This window comes from Nocardia brasiliensis ATCC 700358 (genome assembly GCF_000250675.2).
GTDB lineage: Bacteria > Actinomycetota > Actinomycetes > Mycobacteriales > Mycobacteriaceae > Nocardia > Nocardia brasiliensis_B.
In genome coordinates this window covers 4988804-5007262 of sequence record NC_018681.1, presented here as the reverse complement: position 1 = coordinate 5007262, position 18459 = coordinate 4988804, and the positions used below count along the sequence as shown (strand labels likewise).

Sequence of the window (18459 nt, the reverse complement as noted above, 5' to 3'; positions counted from 1 at the left end):
GATCGGCCGACCGCCACCCGGGGCGAACACCACTATCGATCGAGGGGAGTCGCGCGGTATTGGAAGAATTTTCCCCAGGCTTGGTACCGGTGCCGCGCGATGGCAGGCAGATACTGGGCTTTCAACGCTCCTGGCGTATCGGCGGCGAAGATCGACACGTCACGGCACAGGTGGGCCTGATCGGTGTAGCCGGAATCCGCCGCGACCGTGGCGGCGGGGCGGCCGGCCAGCAGCCCGTCGACCGCGTACCGGAACCGGGCCAGCATCGCCGCGCGCTTGGGCGTCAGCCCGATCTGGGATTCGAACCGCGACCACAGTCGCTTGTGACTCCAGCCGAGAGCTTCGGCGAGCGCGCCGATCCGTACCTGTCCCCGCGCGGCAAGAATGCGGTGCCAGCCCGCCAGTACCTCCGGGTCGAGCGTGTGTGACCGCCGGTCCTGCTGCGCCAGAAACGATTTCGTAATAGCGAAACGCTCGTCCCAGTTCTGGGCGGCCGCGAGTTGTTCGCGCAACCGCCGGGCCCGCGGCCCCCACAGATCCTCCAGGGCGACGGCGCCGCGGCCAAGTTCGGCGGGCGCCACGCCGAGCAGCGAATACGCCCGCAGCGGCGAGAGCCGCAGCTCGACGCACTCGGCGCGTGCGCTGTGCACCCGCATCGGGTCGAGGGGGAGCCCGGCCACGAAGCTGTCGAGGGTGCGCCGGCCGCCCGCGTCGTCGACGAGCACGTCCTGCGTCCCGAACCCGATCACCACGGTGATCGCCGTCGTCCCGGCGACGCGCAGATCCAGCCCGCCGCCGTTCAGATCGCGGTAACCGATGATCGCGGCCCCCGGCGGCGCTGCCGCGGTCGCGAAATCCCACCTCGGTTCGGGCTCGCGGCCGACGTGTACAACTCCCACGCGTTCAGGCTACGCATCGCCCCACGGGCGCGTTTCGACTCATTCATGCAGGTTATGCATAGGTCGGTGCGGCGCGGGTAGGCCGTAGGAGCAGTTACTTCGACGAATGGAGGCTCTGATGAACGTCGATGACAACGTTGCTGCCGACCGCGGCCCGGCACTCCGGATTCCCCGCAGTCGCGGCGCCCTCGGCGGGCTCGCGGTGCTGTTGCTGGGGATCTGGGGCGCATTGATTCCGTTCCTGGGCCCGTACTTCGATTTCGCGTTCACCCCGGACGACTCGTGGGTGTGGACGTCGGCGCGCGGCTGGCTCGAGGTGCTGCCCGGCGTGGTCGCGATCGTCGGCGGATTTCTGATGTTGACCAGCCGGAATCGGCTCGTCGCCAGTTTCGGCGGTTGGCTGGCCGCGGCGGCCGGTCTGTGGTTCGTCGTCGGTCCGTTCCTGGCGGACCTGCTGAACCTGGGTGCCCTCGGTGAGCCGGTCGCGTCCTCCGATTTCAAACGGGCACTCCTGCAACTGACCTTCTTCTACGGTCTCGGCGCACTGATCCTGTTCTTCGCCGCCACCTCGCTCGGTAGGTTGTCGGTGCGCAGCGCCCGCGATATCGCCTTCGCGCGCCGCGAGGTCGACGCCCGGACCACCCGGACGGACAACCGTGGCGCCGTGGTCGCACCGGAACCGGTGCGCCCCACCGACCGCCCCACCTTCGAATCCCAGCCTCGATTGCACAAGCCGGGCCTCGGCGGCGGGCACGCCTAGCCGCCGCGGTTCCCATCAGACATCCGATCCCCGGGCTCGACCTCCTCGTGCCCGGGTTCGGCGTGCGCGACCTGGGCAACGATTCCTTTGCGCGGTGATCGAGGTCTACACAGGCGACGGATGTGGTCCGTCGCAGGGCGGACCGCGTGGAGCCGAGTAAAGGAGTTGGTTGCGGTGGTAGTGCCGACCATGATGCGTGCGCTGGAGCAGACGTCGCTGCACGGTCCACTGGATATGCGTGTGATCGTCGACGTGCCGGTATCGGCGCCCGGCCCGGGCGAGGTGCTGATCCGAGTCGACGCCGCCGGCGTCAATTTCGTCGATATCTCGCGGTCCTACGGCACCTTTCGCGGCGGCCCGCAGCCGCCGTATCTGGCGGGTTTCGAGGCCGCGGGCGAAGTCGTCGCGGTGGGGCCGGAAGTGCCCGAGCCAGCCCTGGGTGCGCGCGTGTTCGGGGTGGGCGAGGCGGCCTTCGCTGAATACATGGTGCTGCCCGCGGCCGCGGCGCAGCCGGTGCCGCCCGGTTGGACTGCCGAACAGGCTTTGGGCCTGGGCGTGAACTGGCCTACCGCCATTGCCGCGCTGCGGCCGTTGGGCGGCCTGGCCGCGGGGGAGACCGTGCTGATCCAGGCCGCGGCAGGGGCGACCGGCCAGGCCGCGGTGCACCTCGCGAAGCACTACGGCGCGACGGTCATCGCCGCCGCGGCACCGGACAAACACGAAACGGTGCGCTCGTGCGGCGCTGACCACGTGGTGGACTCCCGCAGCGCAAATCTCACCGCGGAGGTGCGCGCGCTGACCGGCGGGCGCGGCGTCGATCTGGTGCTTGAATCCGCGGGTGGCGCCGCGCTCGAGGCCGGCCTGAGCGCGGCACGACGGGTGAGGGGGCGGGTCGTGGTGTACGGCCTGGCCGGCGGGACCGCCACGCTAAGCAACTGGGATCTGGTGTACCGGAACCAAATTCAGGTCATCGGGCTCAATATGGGCGTGCTGATCGACGCCGCACCGGATATTTTCGGTGCGGTGCTGGCTGAATTGTCCGGGCTTGTCGCCGACGGTGTCTGCGCGCCCGCGCATCCCACGGTGCACGATCTGGCCGAGGGCCCGAAGGTATTGGCGGCCCTGGAGTCCCGCGGCACCGTCGGCAAATTGGCACTGCGGCCTACACTCCCGGCATGACAACGTCGCGGACGCGGGCGGCGCAGCAAGACCGGTTCGCCGCCGAGGCCGAGCTATTCCGGCGGGAGCTGCTGGCGCACTGCTATCGCATGGTCGGCTCCGTCCACGACGCCGAGGATCTGGTACAGGAGACCTATCTTCGGGCGTGGCGTGCGCGGGCGGATTTCGAGGGCCGGGCCTCGTTGCGGGTCTGGCTGTACCGGATCGCGACCAACGTTTGCCTGACCGCGGCGGCTCCGCGCGGGATTCGGGTACTGCCCTCCGGCCTGGCGGACGCGTACGCCGGCCCGCCGCGCGCGCCGAAAACCACTGCACCGGGCGAGGTTGCGTGGTTGACGCCGTTGCCGGACGCACTACTTGCCCCGGTGTGCGATGACCCGGCCGCGGCCGCGATCACCCGTGAGTCGCTGCGGCTGGCGCTGATAGCCGGATTGCAGCATCTGCCCGCCCGTCAGCGCGCGATTCTGCTCCTGCGCGAGGTGCTGGCGTTCTCCGCGGCCGAGACCGCCGAGATCCTCGGCACCACCACTGCCGCGGTGAAGAGCGGCCTGCAACGCGCTCGGATTCGCCTGCGGGAGGTGGAGCCCACGCGCGAGCGACTGCTCGAGCCGACAGAGCAGCGGGCACGCGCACTGCTCGACGGCTACATCGCGGCCTTCGAACACGCGGACGCCCGGATGCTCGAGCAGGTGCTGCGCGCGGACGCCACCTTGGAAGCCACACCGTTTCGCGATTGGTACGCCGGGCGCCGGCACTGCATCGGCACGCTCGAAACGTATGTACTCGGCAACCCAGGGGATTGGCGAATGTTCGCGACCACGGCCAACGGCCAGCCTGCCGCCGCGGTGTATCGCAGGGATGAGCACGGCGTGGTACGGGCGAACGGCATTGTCGTGCTTTCCGTTACGGCCGCCGGGATAGCCCGGGTTGTCGCGTTCCACGATCCCGCGGTGCGCATCCTCCCCGGCTTCCCCGAACTGCTGCCTGTCGACGGCCCGGGCGGCCGGTGTCGCGACGGCCACCCGGGGCGCTCGGCTACTTGTGGCGGGTGATCACCACGGGTTTGATCTCGGTGGGGACGTTGGCGAAGGCCGAGACCGGGATACCGAACGACGCGGCGAGGACCTCACGGGGCAGCGAGTTCAGGGTCGCGACGATGCCGATATCGTCGTTGGGTTCCTTGGCGCTGGTGTTGAAAACGACGAGAACATCCAAAGGCGCGTCGGCGCTGGCATTTTCGAAGTAATGGAAATAGCCCTGCGGCGCGAAGACCAGTTCGCCCTGGGCGGCCTCGAAGACGTCGTTGTGGTAGGTCCCGTCCGGGTGTGTGCCCAGGATCGTCCACTTCGCCTTACCGGAAATGATGTAGTTCAGTTCCCATGCCGAGGGATGCCAGTGCGGTTCCCGAATGCCGCCGCCCTCCAGGTGCACGAAGTACACCGACCCCTTCTGGCCTTGCAGCACAGGGAAATTGTCCTCGTTCGCTCCCTGCAGGTATCCGCCGTCGAAGTTCGCCCGTTCGGCGTCGCGCAACTTGAACAGGTGGGAGGCGTTGTTGAGATTGCTGTCGAGCGCGCCGTCACTCGCGAGCGCGGGCGGGTCGGCGGGACTCGCCGCGGCCGCCCCGACCAGGCCGCCGCCCAGCGCAGCCGCTCCCACGGCGGCGACGCCGGTGCCGAGCAGCGCTCGACGATCCATCCCGCCGTTGTTGTTGTCCTGCTTGGCATTCGAGTCTTCTGACATATCGCCGTCTCCTGATGCGCAAGAACCGAGTGAATGGGTAAGCACCTCTGCGATCAAAGTTAACCGTGCAACACTTCCGTGGCCAGGTGACACGCGTCATAGTCCGGTAAGTCCCATTCGGTGCCGTCTCGGCGCGGAACCGTTGCGGGTCAAGGGTTCCCGATAAGGTCGTCGGCATGACGGTCTTCCACCGCACCTACCGGGACGTCGACGGTGAGCGCATCGAGGGAACGTGGCGACACGCGTTCATCCGCAACGGCGACTACTTCCTGACCGATCTGAAGATCTACGCCGACGGCATGGTGGACTGCTGGGGTCTGGTGAACTTGACCGAGTTCGCCGCGAAGGTGCGATCGGGCTGGGTCGCCACGACCTTGCCCGCGGGCGCGAAGGCCAGCGTGCACGAGCTGGCCCAGTGGACGTTCGGCGACCCGCACTCGTGGATCGACGCGGACGAACTGATCGCCGAGGTCGCCGACGAGGTGGAACGGCTGGCCGGGCGGCCCGACTCGCGCGCTCGCTGCCGGCTGGCCGTCGATGCCTACCTCGCCCAGCCGACCGAGCAGAACCGCGCCGCGTTGCGTGCCGCCTACCTGGCGATTCCGGCGCACCTGCGGGTGTACACGCTCGGCGACATGGATTACCAGGATCGGCCCATCGTCGCTCTTTTCGACGACGACGAGCAGGAACGGACATGGGCCGTCGAGTACTTCGCCCGGTGCGAGCGGGAACGGGAGGCCTCCGCACAACGACTTGCAGCCGACGGACCGGACGAGCCGCAGGCACTGCCGGTCACCTTCGGTGGCGTCGGATATCCCCGCGGCTGGCCAGCGGAACCGGGCCTGGAGGCGCTGCAGAACCGTTACCCCGCACCGATCGTCGTCGGCGGGACCGCCTATCCCACTGTCGACCACGCGTATTGGGCGCTGAGCACGTCCGACGCGGCGGCGCGCGCCGATATCGCCGCCGCCGAGACCCCGTACCGGGCCGCGGAATTGGCTCGTGACCTACCCCGTCGGCCGGGTTGGTCCGATGCCCGGCTCGCCGTGATGGCCGGCCTGCTGCGCGCGAAGTTCCGTCAGCATCCGCACCTGGCCGACCTGCTGCTGACGACGCAGGACGCCAAACTGCTGTCCAACGAACACTTCTCACGCTTCTGGGGTCCCGGCCGCGGCTGGGTCGGGCGGCTGCTGGAAGTGGTTCGCGCCGAACTCGCCGCGGAGCGTGCGGGCATCACTGATTTCTGAGAGCGGTCTGCCACCGATTCAGGTGAAGTCGTGCTCCAGTGCCTCGCTCGCGTGGGTGGCGCCGATCCAGTGCAGGAGGCGGTGGATCGTGTCGTCGGCGAGCCGGTACCGCACGATCCGCCCTTCCTTGCTGCTGGTGACCCAGCCCTGCTGCCGCAAAATGCGCAGCGCCTGAGACGCGGCGGTGGCCGACATGCCTACCGCGGCGGCGAGATCGCTGACGCTGATGTCGGGTGCGTAATGCAGGCAGACCAGCAGGCGCAGGCGGTTGGCGTCGGAGAGCAGATCGAACCGGCCCGCCCAGTGCTCGATCGCCATGATGTCCAAACCGGACGCCGCGCGGCGGGCGTGCTCGGGATTCAACGGAGGACTTACTGCCACTCTTCTACTCTGCCACCTCGCCGGTCGCCCTTCGCCGGGGACCGATCGCCGAGCAGAACACGTACACATCTGTTCATGTGAACACATGACCGCGTAGTGTCTCGCGAGGTGAGCAGTACGTTGGCAATGCATATGAGCGACGGCATCGTCGATGTCCCGGCCAGTGCCCTCTTCGCCGTCATCGCCGTCGCCGGACTGGGTTTCGCGGCCTGGCGGGCACGCGCCGAACTCGACGAGCGCGCCGCGCCGATGGCGGGATTGGTCGCCGCGTTCATCTTCGCGGTGCAGATGGTCAATTTCCCGATCCTGCCGGGCGTGAGCGGTCACCTCCTGGGCGGGGCGCTGGCGGCGATCCTGGTGGGTCCCCATGTCGGTGCGCTGTGCGTCGCGATCGTGCTCGTCGTCCAGGCGCTGCTGTTCGCCGACGGCGGGTTGAGCGCGCTGGGCACGAACATCACCAATATGGCCCTCATCGGTGTCGCGGTCGGGTATTCGGTCGCGCGCTGGACGCTGCCGGTGCTCGTCGACCGCGTCCGTTCCGGCATCGGCATCGTCGCCTTCCTCGCCGCGTTCGTCGGGACGGTCTGCGCCGCAATGGGGTTCGTGCTGGAGTACGCGATCGGCGGTGCGGCCGGCTCGACGGTCGGCGCGGTGGCGGGGTACATGCTGATCACCCACGCGCTGATCGGCGTGGGCGAAGGGATCATCACCGCGATCACCGTGGTCGCCGTCGTCAACGCGCGCCCCGATCTGGTCTATCTGTTGCGCCGGGCACGGGGTGGCGCATCGCCGGTGCGCGCGCGAGTGTCGATGACCGGATTCCTCTGGGCCTTCGCCGCGGTCGCGGTGCTGATCGCGGGATTGCTGTCTTACGTGGCCAGTTCGCAGCCCGACGGCCTCGACGCCACCACGCAACGCGGCTGCACGGTGGTGGAAACCGAGGGTGTCGAGGAACTGCGCGGTGAATGCATCGCGCAGAGTGCCGAGGAGCACCGGTTCGCCAACTCGCCGCTCGCCGACTACACCATCGACGGTGACGACGGACTCACCGGGTTGGCGGGCGTGCTCGGCGCCGCCGCCGCCTTCGCCGCTCTGTTCGCGGTGCTCCGGATGATCCGGGCGGGCCGGGCTCGCGGTCGAGAAACCCACGCGCACAACGAAACAACTGACGAACGTGCGCAACCGGGATCGCCGTAGGTGCCCCGTACGAGCGATCGCCTCTACCTGCAAGGCGCCTCGCCCGCGCACCGGGCGCCGGTCGAGGTGAAGATCGTCTGCGCGGTGCTGACTGTGTGCGCCGTCGTCGCGACGCCGCGAGAGTTGTTCTGGCCCTACGCTTGCTACGCGCTCGGGTTGGTCGCGCTGTGGCGGTGGATCGGTGTCCCGGCGCGCTGGATCGCGCCGCGCCTGCTGATCGAAGTGCCCTTCGTGGTGTTGGCGGTGCTGCTGCCCTTCGCGGCAGGCGAGCCGCGCACGTCGATGCTCGGGCTGTCACTGTCCACGACGGGCCTCTACGCGGCCTGGGGCATCGTTGCGAAAGGGACGCTCGGCGTAGGTGTTTCGCTGACCTTGGCGGCGACCACCGCGGTCCGGGAGCTGCCCGGCGGACTGACCCGGCTGCGTGTCCCGGGCCTGATCGTCACCATCGTGGTGCTGATGCTGCGCTACGTCGATGTGCTGGCCGACGAGGCGGCGCGCATGCGGCTGGCCCGGATCTCGCGCGGCGACGACCCCCGCACGCTGCGCCAGGCCGGCGCGACCGCGCGCGGTGTGGGCAGTCTGTTCCTGCGGTCCTATGAGAGAGGTGAACGCGTGCATCTGGCGATGCTGTCGCGTGGTTTCACCGGCGTCGTGCCGGATCTCGGGGAGCCGTCTGCCGGGCTGCGGCAGTGGCTGCTCGGCTGTCTGCCCGCGGTTGCGGCCTCCGGAATCTGCCTGAGCGCCTGGGTGGTTCGGTGACCTCGGCACCGATGCCCGCGGTGCGCCTGCTCGACCTGCGGTTCGCGTACCCGGACGGCACGGCGGCGCTGCACGGGGTGGACCTCGAGATCGCCCACGGTGAGCGCGTCGCCGTGCTCGGCCCCAACGGCGCGGGAAAGTCGACGCTGATGCTGCACCTCAACGGTGTGCTCATCGCGGCCTCCGGCGAAGTCCGGATCGGCGGAACACGATTGGGCCGCGAGACCGTGCGGGCCATCCGCGAGCGGGTGGGCGTGGTCTTCCAGGATCCGGACGATCAGCTGTTCATGCCGACCGTCGCGCAGGACGTCGCGTTCGGGCCGGCCAATTTCGGCGTTCGCGGCGCAGCGCTGGCCGAGCGGGTCCGGGACGCGCTCGCGGCGGTCGGGATGACGGACCAGGCGGAGCGCTCACCGGCCCGGCTCTCCCTGGGCGAACGTCGCCGCGCCGCATTGGCCACCGTATTGGCGTGCCGGCCTGAGGTTCTCGTCCTCGACGAGCCCGCCGCCAACCTCGACCCGGTCGCGCGCCGCGAACTCGCCGAGATCCTGCTGACCCTGCCCACCACGTTGCTCATGGTCACCCACGACCTGCCCTATGCCCACCGCGTCTGCGACCGCGCCGTGATCCTCGACGGTGGCCGGATCGTCGCCGACGGCCCGATCGACACTGTCCTCGCCGACGCCGAACTCCTTGCCGCCCATCGCCTCAGCTGACCTGTACGGCGTCCGGTGACCTCGCCGACGTAGTCAGGCTGTCTGTGTGGCGGCCGCCTGGCGGATGTGGTCGGTGAGCGCGGTCAGGGCAGGGGAGGAGGGGTCCGCCTTACTGCCCCAGGCGATCAAGTGGTGGCGATGGGACCAGGCGTCGGACAACTCGCACATGTCCAGGGTGGCGTCGGCGTGGATCGCGTTGCGGGGAACGATGGCCAGGCCGACGCCCGCGGCGACGAGCGTGAGGACGGTGGTGAGGTTGGCGACGCGGGTGCGGTAGCGGGGCAGCGGACCGCCCTGCACCCCGACGTGCTGCTCGATCCACTGCTGCAGCGACGAGCCGGTATCCAGGCCTACCAAGGGATGTTCGGCGACCTCTCGGAAGGTCAGCATCGTTCTGCCGGTGAGGATTCCGCCCGCCTGACCGATCGCCACGAGCGAGCCGTCGCAGAGCGGTTCGACCGACAGCCCGCAGTCGCCCGCCTCGTTGCCGATCACGATGCCGAGGTCGGCCGCGCCGTCGGTGAGCATCCGGACCATCTGCGGGGTACGGCGTTCCGCGACAACGACATCGATGCCGGGTTGCGCGCGCAGGAACGAGATCAAGGCCCGCGGCACGATCTGATGCATCGCGCCGCCGCCACTGAGCAGGGTGAGCGCGACTTCGGGTGAACTCGTGTAACCGGCGAGCGCGCTGTCCAGCCGGGCGGTCTGCCGCAGCACCTCCCGTGCGTGCCGCGCCAGCGTGGTACCCGCCGGGGTAGGGCGGACGCCGCGACGGCCCCGGATCAGCAGTGGCAAACCGGCCTGATGTTCCAGCGCACGGATCCGTGCGCTGGCCGAAGGCAGGCTCAGATGCCGCCGTTGCGCGCCCGCCGTGATGGACCCTTCCGAGACGACGTCGAGGAACAGCCGCAGGTCGACCAGGTCGTAGTGCACCGCTTCAGCCTAAGCCGCTGCCTGAGGCTGCGTGCGGGGATTGCGCATTGTGGGTGGTCGGCCGGTCGGCGACGCTAGATACCTGGCGTGCTGATTTCACGTCGCAGACCTATTCGAGACGGAATCGAGGTGCGGTGGTGACTAAACCTGTCGCGAACCCTGGCGAACCAGGGCAGGCGCCCGTCGACCCCGAGACCGACGTCGCGCGCCTGCTCCGGGTCTTCGGCCGGCGTGCCATATTCTTGGCCGCGCTCGCACTGCCGGCCGGGCAGCATCTGCTGGCCGTTTTGCTCTTGCTCGCCGGTCTCGGGCTCCTGGTCGTACCAGGATCGGGCTGGCCGGATGGTGCGTCGCCGGACCAGTAGGCGCACGGGTCCGGCGACTCGCCTGCGATCGAATCGATCAGACGGCGGTACCGAACCAGCGCGTCAACGCGTCGTGCAGGCCCGGTCCGGCGGTGTCGGCGGGTTCACCCACCCCCGCGGCCCAGGCGATGTGGCCGTCCGGGCGGATCAGCAGCGCGTCGGCGAGCTGCTCGTCCGTTTTGGCGGCATGAATTTCGATGCGGTGCAGCCACTTCCGGCCGGTCTCGGCGAACTCGGGCCGATCCGCCAGGACGAGCAGGACGGGTCGCCCGCCGGGCATCAGTGCGGCGACGCTCGTCGTGCCGCGGTCGGTGTGCAGGGGAAGATCAGGGACGAAGGTGCCGGTCAGGACGTGGTCGCCGGGCATCGGGTAGCGAATGTCGGTGCCGCCGACCATGGCTCCGATGCGGCGCAGGGCCGGTTCGTCGCCGAGTATTTCCTGGAACACCGTGCGCAGCGCCTCCGCGGCCTCGTCCTGCCCGCGGCGCAGGGCGACCTGAGCGCGGGTCTGCAACCGGGCGCGCGCCCCGGCGAGATGCCGTTCCTCGTGATAGGTGTCCAGCAGTCCGGCCGGGGCCCAGCCCTGTACGTCGGCGGCCAGTTTCCAGGCCAGATTGACCGCGTCGATCATGCCCACGTTGAGCGCGGTGCCGGTGGCGGGCAGCAGGTGCGCCGCGTCGCCGGCCAGCAGAACGCGCCCGGCACGGTAGGTTTCGGCCTGCCGATCCTTGAAGGTGAAGCGGGACAAGCGCTTCGGATCCGACATCGGCAGGTCGACGCCGAGCACCCGGCGCGCGCTGGCGGCGAGTTCGGCGAGGGTCAGCGGCTCGTCGTCGTCATAGTCGGTGGTGTCGTCCTCGACGGTCTGCAGGAACAGCCCGCCCGGATTGGGCGCGAACGCGAACATGCCGCGGTCGGTCCGGTTGAACCCGAAGGGCAGCCGGCCGAGTCCGGGGACCTCGATATCGCCGTTGTCGTGCACCGCGACCGCATCCCCTACGGAGACTTGGGCAACGCGATTCACCTCGGGATAGGTGGTACCGGGGAACGCGATACCGGCCAGCTCGCGGATGCCGCTGCGGCCGCCGTCGCAACCCACCAGGTACCGCGCGGTCAGTTCGTACGGTCCGTCCGGGCCACGCACTTCCACGGTGACCGTGGCTTCGTCCTGGCGCAGTCCGACCACCTGGTGGCCGCGACGGATCTCGGCACCGAGTTCACCGGCGCGCTCGGCGAGCAGGCGTTCGATCTCCATCTGTGGCAGCGGAACCGCCCGCAGCGGCGGATCGGCCAGCTCGGTGAAATCCAAATGGGTTCCGCCGAACGGGAACCGGGCGGCGATGTGCGGGTTGCTGCTGGCGGCCTCGAACCGGTCGAGGATGCCGCGGTAGCGCAGCACGTCCAGGATCTGGCCGGCGATGCCGCTCGCCTTGGGGACGTCTCGGGGTGCCAGGTGCTTCTCCAGCACCAGTGGCCGGACACCGGCCAGGCTCGATTCGGCGGCCAGCGTCAGGCCGGTCGGTCCCGCGCCCACGATGATCACGTCGATGTCGGTCACGCATTACTCCCAAAGTCCGCAGTTGATGCATTAGCTCGGCAATTCTGCGGCACACCCCGGGTCTTGCCGCAAGGGCCCCGGTGCGCTATATGTTGAGAAGGGAAGGGATCGACTACTCTCCGTTTTCCCGCAAAATCCTCCACACGGTACGCGAAGCCGCGCTGTGTCCGGTCCTGGGCCCTGTTGTCCAGTGAGTAGCTGGCGCATTCGGAGCGTGCGGCCCGGTGCCAGATCGCGGCAGTCGGTTCCGGCGTGGAACCGTCGGGAAGTACCAGTGTGAGTGGTAAAAAGCTATGATCGGCGTGGACGCGGTGTTGTTTGCGACGGTAGGGGCGCACGCGCCGTCGGTGGTTTCCAACATCGGAGTAGAAGCTCATGGCCGCAGAACCGAGCCGCATCGGCGTCGAATCCAGTGTCGCCGAACGCGGTCCGACGGCTCTGCGGATCGCGGTGGGCGGTCAATTGCGCAAATTGCGCGAAGCACGGGGCATCACGCCGCAGGTCGCGGCGGATCACATCCGTGGCTCCTACGCCAAGATCAGCCGGCTCGAACTCGGCCGGACCGGCTTCAAAGAACGCGACATCGTCGACCTGCTGAGCCTGTACGGGGTCACCGACACCGAACAGCGCGACAAGTTCGTCGATCTGGCGCGCAAAGCGAACCAGCCGGGCTGGTGGCACCGGTACAGCGATCTGCTGCCGCAGTGGTTCGAGACCTATATCGGCCTCGAAGGCGCGGCGCGAACGATCAGAACCTTTGAGGGCCAACTGGTTCCGGGACTGCTGCAGATCGAGGACTACGCCGCGGCCGTCGTCGCGGTAGGCCACCAGAACAGCGAAGCCGTGCGGCGCGCCGAACAGCGCGGTTCGGGCCAGCGTGTCGATGTACAGGCGGCCCGCCGGGTCGAGTTGCGCACGAAACGCCAGGAGATCCTCGACGTGCCCGGCGGGCCGACACTGTGGGCGGTGCTGGACGAGGCCGTGCTGCATCGCCCGGTCGGCGGTACGCGGGTGCAGCGCGCACAGCTCGAGCACCTCATCGAGATGTCGGCGAAGCCGAGCGTGACGATCCAGGTGCTGTCCTACCGGACCGGCGCGAACGCGGCGGCGGGCAGCTCGTTCACGATGCTGCGTTTCGCCGAGCGCGAGCTGCCCGACATCGTCTATCTGGAGCAGCTCACCACCGCCCTCTATCTGGACCGTCCGGAAGAGGTCCGGCTCTATCGTGAAGTGATGGACCGGCTCGCCGTGCAAGCCGAAACCCCGCAGCGATCCCGGGACCTGATGATCGCCGCGGCTGCGGAACTCTGAGTCCGGCCCGGTAGTTTCCCCGCCGTATCGGCATCGGCGGTGCAGGCGGGGGACCCGCCGCCCCGGGAACATCCACAACGCGCGCCGGTGACCGGCGGGTGAAATTGTGGAGACGAGGTGGGGCGGGGGGTAGTGGTGGGGGCGCGGTGTGCGTCATCGTGGACTGCGGCGGCCCGGCTGACTGCTTGCTTGTGTAGGCGAGCGGTCAGATGTGCTGGGGCGCTGTGGGTTTGATGGTCGCAGCGTGGACGGGGCGGAGCGGGTCTGATGAGTCTGTATCTCCCGGAGGAGCTCCGCTGGCTCGGTTGGATCGCCGGATCGAGCTGGCCCGACGGTGACGAGGACGCCATGTGGGCGATCGCCGCGGCCTGGAAAACCGCGAGTGAGGAACTGCAGGCGCAACTTTCGCAGATCGATGCGGCCAAGAAGGACACGATGCTCGCCTATCCGCAGGGTGCGGCGAGCGAGGCGATGGGACGGCTCTTCGACGGACTACGCAGCGGCGACCAGTCGTTGGAGTCGCTGGCGCAGCTGCTGCAGCAGATTTCGGACTCTGCCTTCGATCTGGGCACCCAGCTGCAGGCGACCAAGCTGACCATCATCATCTCGCTGTGCTGGCTGGCCATGGAAATCCTGTGGGCGTGGCTGTTTCCGCCGACCGCACCCGCGGTCGAAGCCGCGGCGGTCAGTTACACCCGCTCGTTCCTGCGAGTGTTCGAGGACATGGTGCAGAACGCGATCACCAGACTGGCACGCAAACTGGGCGCCTCGGCGGAGAAGCGGTACTTCTGGAAGTCGCTGGCGGGCGGGCGTTTCGTGCTGCCGACCGCGAAAGGCTGGGGCGTCTACACGGTGAAGTTCGGCGAAAGCGCCGTCACCTCGGGGGGACTGAACGCGGCCGTGCAACTCGGTCAGATGGCGGACGGGAAGCGGCGGCACTTCGACGGCAAGGAATTCGGGGTTTCGGTGTTCGCCTCGGTGGCGAGCACCCTGCCCTCGCGCGAGTTCGCGCGCTACCTCGGCCGGGGCATCGACAAGTTCGGTGCGCGCTCGCTGGACAACGTGTGGGGCCGCACCGGACGGGGTGCGTTCATCGGCGCGGCGTCCGGCGTGGTGGGCTCGGCGACCGGCAATCTCGCGGTGGGGGTGGCGACCGGGGACTGGTCGTCGTTCGCGTCGCCGAACGGGTGGGTCGGCAGTATCGCGCGGGGCGGGCTCGTCGGCGGCGCGCGCGGCGCCTTCGCCAAGTCGAGCCCGATCTCGTCGTCCGATGTGCGGTACGCGCTGTGGATGCACAAGCCCGGCGCTCCGCGCAGTCCGGCGTCGGACGCGGCGAGCCGCGGTGGTTCGTCGGTGCACGACGGATCGAGCCGCGGGTCCGGCGGTTCGTCCATTCCATTGCGGTCCTTGAACGGAAACGGCGGCAGTCGTGCCGGCTCGACCACGGGCGGGTCGACGGTGTCGGGCAGTCAAGGGACACAAGGGGGTTCGCAGCGGAGCGGCGACGGCGGCAGCCACGCGCGATCGGTCGACGGTGGATCGGTGGTCTCGGGTGGGCAAGGGACGCATGGGGGTTCGCACGGCGGTGGCAACAGCGGCGGCTCGCGGGCGCATGGTTCGTCCGGCGACGGCAGTTCGCACGGCACGGGTCCGGCGCGCTCGGTGACGGAAAGCGACGTCGGATCGCAGCATTCGCAGTCGTCGGTGCACGGCGAGACGAACAGTCACGCGAGCGCCGCCGGTGACGGCCGGTCCGTGCACAGCAACGGCCGCGGCACCCTCGACAGCGACGGACGGTCCTTTCACACCGGCCACAGCGCCCGCGGGACGGTCGACAGTGATGGGCAGTCGTTCCACACCGCGCGGGATTCGTTCCATTCGGCGCAGGAGTCCCTCGGCAGTGGTCAGTCGTCGGTGCACGGTTCTACCGGTGGCGGTTCCGTGGTCTCAGGTGGCAGCGGCCAGCCGTCCGTGCACGGGTCGGTGGATGGCGGTTCCGTGGTTTCGGGTGGCGGTAGTCAGTCGTCCGTGCATGGGTCTGCCGGCGGTGGCTCTGCGGTCTCAGGTGGTAATGGCCAGCCGTCCGTACACGGTTCTGCGGGTGGCAATTCCGCGGGCACCAATGGTGGCGGTCAGTCGTCGGTGCATGGATCCAACAGCACCGCAGGGTCTTCGGGTCGCAACGGATTCGTGCCGCCGACCTCGTGGCAGGCCTCGGTCGACGGCGGTTGGCGGCCGCCGAGCGGGCCCGGCTCGGTAGTGGACGGGACCGCGCCGGCCGCGCCGGGGCGTGCCGCCACGGCGGGCACGGGATCGCCAGCGGGTACCGCGGTTCCGGGTGGTTCGGTGCAGGGTGGTTCGGTGCAAGGTGGTTCGGTGCAGGGCGGTTCGGTCGGGCAGCACTCGAACGGGTCCGGCGGCTCGTCCAGCGCGGGCTCCTCGATCACCAATCCGCCGCCCGGCCGGGGTGGTTCCACGCAGGGCGGCGGTGGCACGAACAACCCTGGCACGCAGGGCAACCAGGGCACCGGGGCGCAGGAACCGTTCCTCGGACCCGGCAAGGACATGAAGAGCAAGACCCGGCCGAAACAGCTGCCGCATTGGGCTCCGCTGCCCAGGCCGTTCCACGGGCCCGAAGCTCCGGACAGCTCGGTGTGGGTGCTCGAGCAATCCGGTCCCGACGACGCAGAACCGGGCGCGGACGACGAAAACCCCCCAGTGGACGTGCCTTTCAAGCTCTGAACGAAACCGTAGTCACATGGAGAGGGATAAACAGTGGCCGACAAGGTCGAGGTAGACACGAACCAATTGCGCCGGGCCGCAGGCGGCTGCGATCGGATCCACGACAGCATCTCGCGCACGCTGGGCACACTCCGCACGACGGTGGCCGGTTCCGGCACCCCCTGGGGGAAGGACAGTTTCGGCAACAAGTTCGCCCAGGGCGACAAGGGCTACCTCGCCGCCCGGGAGAACCTGCTCGCGGCGATCGATCAGATGTCCACCACCTTCGCCGATTACGCTACGGGCCAGCGGAACGCCGCCGACCAGATGGACGCGATGGACGCGGCGAACTCGGGCCGCTGACCCGACCGGCACGCACCGTGCGTTGGTAGGCGCGTTCTCCGCGCGGACCGATGTCATTGTGGCGGCGCGGTATCCGCTCTGCAGCTAGGGTGACCGTGTGGAGCAGGACGTGCGAAGGGCGCAGGCCTCGTCGTTCGGTGCGGCCGCGCAGGCGTACGCCGCGCACCGCCCGGACTACGCGACCGCCGCGGTGCGCTGGGCGCTGGAACACGCGCCCGGGCCGCGAGTGCTGGACCTCGGAGCCGGAACCGGCAAACTGACCGGCACTTTGGCGACCCTCGGCGCCGATGTCGTCGCGGCGGAACCCGATCCGGCGATGCTGGCCGAGTTGCGCCGTGCCCTGCCGTCCGTCCGTGCGCTGCCGGGCAGCGCCGAGTCGATACCGCTGCCGGACGCGTCCGTCGACGCGGTGCTGGCGGGTAATGCCATGCATTGGTTCGATATGGGTGTCGCGGGTCCCGAGATCGCCAGGGTCCTCGTGCCCGGCGGGGTGCTGGCCGGACTGTGGAATGTCATGGACGACCGGGTCGATTGGGTGGCCGGACTCGAAAAGATCAGCGGCACTGCCGCGATCGGCCCCCGGGACACCCGCACCAACTGGCGGGCAGCCACCGCGAACGTGTATCTACCGGCCACCGCCCTGCCCGCGCGATTCGGTGCGCCGGAGCAGTCCGAGTTTCCGCACCGGCAGCGGCGCACCGCCGATGCGCTCGTCGCGACGCTCGCGACGCGAGCGGGCATGCTCGTCATGCCGGAACCGGAACGCGCGGCCACCCTCGGCCGCATTCGCGCGTTCCTCGCGAGCACACCGGAGACCAGCAGTGGCGAATTCGTTCTTCCCCTGCTGACGGGCGTGCTACGCGTCCGGCAGTTGTGAACGTCACCGAGACCACTGCGGAGGCGGATCCTGAAGGAGCGCAGAGTGATTCAACCTGCGTTGGCGGCATCGCTCCTATGCCGCAACACCCGTCCCAACAGCGCGGGAGCGAGGAGTGTGTCCGGGCTCGCGGTCAGTTGGAGCACGCTGACGACGGCCGCCGCAACCAGGTCGTCGGTCGCGGCCGCCCGGGCCGTGCGTGCGACATAGCGGTCGAGCAATCTGCTCTCGAGGGTAGGTGCGACACCCGACGCCGGGAACCGCGAATCCATCCTGGTCGCGAACGTCCAAGTGGCCTCGACCGGGTCGGCGATCGCTCGAAAGAACTGCTGTGCCACATCGTTCGGACCCGCTTCGAGTAGCTCGCGCAGGATCACGGCCGACATGGCGGCGATCGACATGCCGTGCCCGTGCACCGGATTGAAGCTGCACACCGCGTCGCCGAGGACCAGATATCCGGCCGGGAACTCGTCGAGTTCTTCGTAGTGGCGGCGGACGCTGGTCGGGTAGCGCATCTTGACCGGATCACTGATCCGCGTCGCGGTGCGCAGGAAGTCCGCGAAATCGCCGGTGGGCAGCGACTGCGCGAACGTCAGGAGGGTGTCGTCGTCCATCGGTGGTTGTGCGCCGAAGAGGCCGCCGATGGTGAAGATGAACTCGTCGTTCTCCTGGGCGAGCAGGAACACGCCGCACGGTGATCCGGGAAACGGGCTGACGATGGTGCCTGGCCGTCCGTCCAAGTGGTGTGGCTCGCGTCGGTACGAGCGCGTCACATAGGTCGTGTCGACGGTCATGCGGGATTCCCGCGGCGGCTGGAAGCCCAGCTCTGCCAACCAAATGGCCGAGCGGCCGCCCCGGCCGCTCGCGTCCACCACGAGATCGGCGGGCAGCACGGTGGGCGCGTCGCCGCGCGCTTGCGATGCCAGCAGCACGCCGGTCACGCGGCGTCGGTTCGTCGTCGCGACCGGATTCAGCACGGCACAGTTGTCGACGAACGTGACGTTCGGCAGGGCGGCAACCCGGTCGCGCAGTATCGATTCGAGCAGGGAACGGCTCGACACCACACCGCGGCCACGTTGCGGCGGGGCCTGGATGCGGTGACCGTCGAGGTACCAGTCGATACCGGACCAGAACGGAACGGCGCCGGCGCGCACCATATCGTCGCCGAAGCCGGGAAACAGGTTCTCCAGGGCGACCGCGCCCCCGGCGAGCAGGGAATGGACGTGCTTGCCCTGTGGCACGGCCCGCCGGTGCCCGGCACCGGCCGGGAGCACATCCCGTTCGACGACGGTGACCTCCGCGAAGGTGTCCGAAAGTGCTTGCGCGGCGGCCAGTCCGGCGACACTGGCACCGATCACCACGGCGCGGTCGGTGTTGTCGATTGTTGTTGTCGCACTGCTCATTCGAGCTGGTTTCCGTTTCCGTTCGTCTCGGCGGCCAGCAG

General features: G+C 69.1%; 18 protein-coding genes and 1 pseudogene. 13 read left to right on the top strand and 6 right to left on the bottom strand.

The genetic code is table 11. The features are described 5' to 3' along the window. Positions 1-32 precede the first annotated feature (32 nt). Positions 33-899, bottom strand: a complete 867-nt coding sequence (locus tag O3I_RS22220) for a helix-turn-helix domain-containing protein (RefSeq protein ID WP_014985223.1) — start codon at positions 897-899, stop codon at positions 33-35. A 118-nt stretch (positions 900-1017) separates the two neighbouring features. Between O3I_RS22220 and O3I_RS22215 the strand changes: the two genes are divergently transcribed. From O3I_RS22215 to O3I_RS22205, 3 genes are all read left to right on the top strand, one after another. Next, positions 1018-1659 carry a hypothetical protein gene (locus tag O3I_RS22215; RefSeq protein ID WP_237748111.1) on the top strand — a complete coding sequence of 214 codons (642 nt, stop codon included), beginning with the start codon at positions 1018-1020 and terminating at the stop codon, positions 1657-1659. 174 nt (positions 1660-1833) lie between these two features. Continuing rightward, entirely contained in the window at positions 1834-2838 is a 1005-nt protein-coding gene (locus O3I_RS22210; protein WP_041564156.1) for a zinc-binding dehydrogenase, read from the top strand. Next, entirely contained in the window at positions 2835-3890 is a 1056-nt protein-coding gene (locus tag O3I_RS22205; RefSeq protein WP_014985220.1) for an RNA polymerase subunit sigma-70, read from the top strand. Before O3I_RS22210 ends, O3I_RS22205 begins: the two co-directional genes overlap by 4 nt. Here O3I_RS22205 and O3I_RS22200 read toward each other — a convergent pair. Next, positions 3874-4581, bottom strand: coding sequence for a cupin domain-containing protein (locus O3I_RS22200; RefSeq protein ID WP_014985219.1), 708 nt, complete (start codon positions 4579-4581; stop codon positions 3874-3876). The genes O3I_RS22205 and O3I_RS22200 overlap by 17 nt on opposite strands. Positions 4582-4757: 176 nt before the next feature. Between O3I_RS22200 and O3I_RS22195 the strand changes: the two genes are divergently transcribed. Continuing rightward, the gene (locus O3I_RS22195) at positions 4758-5828 is read left to right on the top strand and encodes an NADAR family protein (RefSeq protein WP_014985218.1); all 1071 of its coding nucleotides are present in this window, start codon (positions 4758-4760) and stop codon (positions 5826-5828) included. 18 nt (positions 5829-5846) lie between these two features. Here the strand turns inward: O3I_RS22195 and O3I_RS22190 are convergent, their stop codons facing one another. Beyond that, positions 5847-6209 carry an ArsR/SmtB family transcription factor gene (locus tag O3I_RS22190; RefSeq protein ID WP_041562773.1) on the bottom strand — a complete coding sequence of 121 codons (363 nt, stop codon included), beginning with the start codon at positions 6207-6209 and terminating at the stop codon, positions 5847-5849. Between the two features lie 126 nt (positions 6210-6335). On the opposite strand from O3I_RS22190, the pseudogene O3I_RS46080 reads away from it, so the two are divergent. From O3I_RS46080 to O3I_RS22175, 4 genes and pseudogenes are all read left to right on the top strand, one after another. Further along, positions 6336-6986, top strand: a pseudogene (locus O3I_RS46080) (energy-coupling factor ABC transporter permease); the annotation flags it as partial. Between the two features lie 33 nt (positions 6987-7019). Next, complete coding sequence (locus O3I_RS46075) at positions 7020-7406, top strand: PDGLE domain-containing protein (protein WP_202804993.1); 387 nt, start codon at positions 7020-7022, stop codon at positions 7404-7406. Beyond that, positions 7407-8168, top strand: coding sequence for a cobalt ECF transporter T component CbiQ (gene cbiQ / locus O3I_RS22180; protein WP_014985215.1), 762 nt, complete (start codon positions 7407-7409; stop codon positions 8166-8168). 11 nt (positions 8169-8179) lie between these two features. Beyond that, positions 8180-8884 (top strand): energy-coupling factor ABC transporter ATP-binding protein, encoded by a 705-nt coding sequence (locus O3I_RS22175; protein ID WP_041564152.1) that lies wholly within the window; start codon positions 8180-8182, stop codon positions 8882-8884. 33 nt (positions 8885-8917) lie between these two features. Here the strand turns inward: O3I_RS22175 and O3I_RS22170 are convergent, their stop codons facing one another. Beyond that, on the bottom strand, positions 8918-9820 hold the full coding sequence (locus O3I_RS22170; protein ID WP_014985213.1) for a LysR family transcriptional regulator: 903 nt from the start codon (positions 9818-9820) through the stop codon (positions 8918-8920). A gap of 137 nt (positions 9821-9957) precedes the next feature. Between O3I_RS22170 and O3I_RS22165 the strand changes: the two genes are divergently transcribed. Beyond that, positions 9958-10185, top strand: coding sequence for a hypothetical protein (locus tag O3I_RS22165; RefSeq protein WP_148282702.1), 228 nt, complete (start codon positions 9958-9960; stop codon positions 10183-10185). A gap of 37 nt (positions 10186-10222) precedes the next feature. Here the strand turns inward: O3I_RS22165 and O3I_RS22160 are convergent, their stop codons facing one another. Further along, positions 10223-11743: an FAD-dependent monooxygenase gene (locus O3I_RS22160; protein WP_014985211.1), complete on the bottom strand. Its 1521-nt coding sequence runs from the start codon at positions 11741-11743 to the stop codon at positions 10223-10225. A 375-nt stretch (positions 11744-12118) separates the two neighbouring features. On the opposite strand from O3I_RS22160, the gene O3I_RS22155 reads away from it, so the two are divergent. The 4 genes from O3I_RS22155 (at position 12119) to O3I_RS22140 (ending at position 17015) form a co-directional block, all read left to right on the top strand. Next, on the top strand, positions 12119-13054 hold the full coding sequence (locus tag O3I_RS22155) for a helix-turn-helix domain-containing protein (RefSeq protein WP_014985210.1): 936 nt from the start codon (positions 12119-12121) through the stop codon (positions 13052-13054). Between the two features lie 267 nt (positions 13055-13321). After that, positions 13322-15796 carry a hypothetical protein gene (locus tag O3I_RS22150; RefSeq protein WP_014985209.1) on the top strand — a complete coding sequence of 825 codons (2475 nt, stop codon included), beginning with the start codon at positions 13322-13324 and terminating at the stop codon, positions 15794-15796. Between the two features lie 33 nt (positions 15797-15829). Beyond that, complete coding sequence (locus O3I_RS22145; protein ID WP_014985208.1) at positions 15830-16138, top strand: type VII secretion target; 309 nt, start codon at positions 15830-15832, stop codon at positions 16136-16138. Between the two features lie 97 nt (positions 16139-16235). Further along, positions 16236-17015, top strand: coding sequence for a class I SAM-dependent methyltransferase (locus O3I_RS22140; protein ID WP_014985207.1), 780 nt, complete (start codon positions 16236-16238; stop codon positions 17013-17015). Between the two features lie 50 nt (positions 17016-17065). Here O3I_RS22140 and O3I_RS22135 read toward each other — a convergent pair whose 3' ends face one another. Beyond that, the gene (locus O3I_RS22135) at positions 17066-18418 is read right to left on the bottom strand and encodes an NAD(P)/FAD-dependent oxidoreductase (RefSeq protein ID WP_014985206.1); all 1353 of its coding nucleotides are present in this window, start codon (positions 18416-18418) and stop codon (positions 17066-17068) included. Positions 18419-18459: the final 41 nt, after the last annotated feature.